At 54.8% G+C, this 1405-nt stretch carries 2 protein-coding genes and 1 pseudogene; all 3 read left to right on the plus strand.

What is annotated here, in order from left to right; genetic code table 11:
• The coding region (locus ACGYLQ_RS20790; RefSeq protein WP_394444680.1) for a cation diffusion facilitator family transporter at nucleotides 1-465 on the plus strand (465 nt) is incomplete at its 5' end.
• Nucleotides 462-1019 carry an isoprenylcysteine carboxylmethyltransferase family protein gene (locus ACGYLQ_RS20795; RefSeq protein WP_067626877.1) on the plus strand — a complete coding sequence of 186 codons (558 nt, stop codon included), beginning with the start codon at nucleotides 462-464 and terminating at the stop codon, nucleotides 1017-1019. The genes ACGYLQ_RS20790 and ACGYLQ_RS20795, both read left to right, overlap by 4 nt.
• A 95-nt stretch (nucleotides 1020-1114) precedes the next feature.
• Nucleotides 1115-1405: pseudogene (locus tag ACGYLQ_RS20800) on the plus strand (L,D-transpeptidase); the annotation flags it as partial.

A 1405-nucleotide genomic window follows, 5' to 3' on the forward strand; every position in this document is an offset into this window, starting at 1 on the left:
GCGCTTTTCCTGCATAACCTGTCGGACGCGCTTGCTTCGGTCGCGGTTATCGTCGGTGGGTCACTGATCATCCTTTACGACATGCGTTGGGTTGATCCTGCCATCACGATCGGCATCGCGCTCTACATTCTGTATCTGTCTTTCACTGAAATAGGCGGCCCAATCCGAACCCTGATGCTCGGGAGCCCGCCGGATGTGGATGGAAACGACGTGGTCAGAGCGATCCAAGGCGTCGAAGGCGTGGTCGACGTACATCATGTTCACCTTTGGCAAATGCAGGAGCACGCTGCGGCATTGGACTGCCATATTGTCGTCGAACGCGAACGGATGGGTGAGGCCGACAAGATTAAAGAAAACGTCAAATCGGTGCTGCATGAACGTTTCTCAATCGAGCATTCCACGCTTGAATTCGAAGCGAGCGACAATGCGCATCAGGAGGCGCAGGTGTTCGGACACCGCCCATGACGATTGCCCAAGGCATACTAGTGGTCGTTGGCCTGCTGTCCGGTCTGGTTTTGATTGGTGCGCTCCTTTGGTCGATCGTCCGCCCGTCCAAGCGCATCTGGCCTCCAAACAGAGAGCATTCAGTCATACCAAACATTGCATGGGGACTCACATTGGCCGTGTTTGGGGCGGTGATCGGTTTGGGCATCTTGGATTGGAAATCCGCTTCTATGGCCAACGCACTCCGTTGGGCGGTCGGGCCGTTCTTGATCGCAACCGGAAATCTGATCGTCTGGTGGGGGGCATTCAGCATTGGACTGAAAGCCACCAGCGGTGCGAGAGACGAGCTTATCACTTCGGGTCTCTACCGTTTCTCTCGGCATCCGCAGTACCTTGCCGACATGGCCATCCTGATAGGTTTTGGTCTTCTCTTCGCCTCATCTTGGGTTTGGCCTATCGTCATCGTTGGAGTTGCCGCGCTGGCCCTTGCCCCGCTCGCGGAAGAGCCATGGCTGCATGAGCAATACGGCTCCAAGTATCGCGATTATTGCGCTGAAACCCGTCGATACCTGTAAACTCGCTGCCTCACGAGAACGTCATCGTTTTTCAGTTGAACCTCTAGCTGCTAGAGGTCGTATCCGTCAGCCAACAAAAGAGTGAGGCAAGGCATATGACAAAAACACTGAAAACACGACGCCAGTTCGTCTCGACAACTATGATCGGACTTCTGGCAGCACCTTCCCTTCTCCGTGCTCAGGAGCCCTCGGCGGTACGCAGAAATATTTCGTCCTTTAGTGCGGATCCCTGGCAAGACCACTTCGATAACCTTCAGCACGGTGCAATTTTGTGCGACATCGACTCGCGTGCAGTCCAGTATTGGTCGGAAGACGAAAGTGTCTACAAACTCTACCCGTCGAGTGTCCCTGCCTCGGAAGAGTTGACCCGCAGGGGATATACAAAG

Origin of the sequence: Sulfitobacter sp. 1A12779, assembly GCF_043557315.1 — a bacterium.
GTDB lineage: Bacteria > Pseudomonadota > Alphaproteobacteria > Rhodobacterales > Rhodobacteraceae > Sulfitobacter > Sulfitobacter faviae.

What these genes read in the sequence shown, in the direction of transcription:
- ACGYLQ_RS20795 (WP_067626877.1), top strand. Translation starts at nt 462, where the DNA reads ATGACGATTGCCCAAGGCATACTAGTGGTCGTTGGCCTGCTGTCCGGT.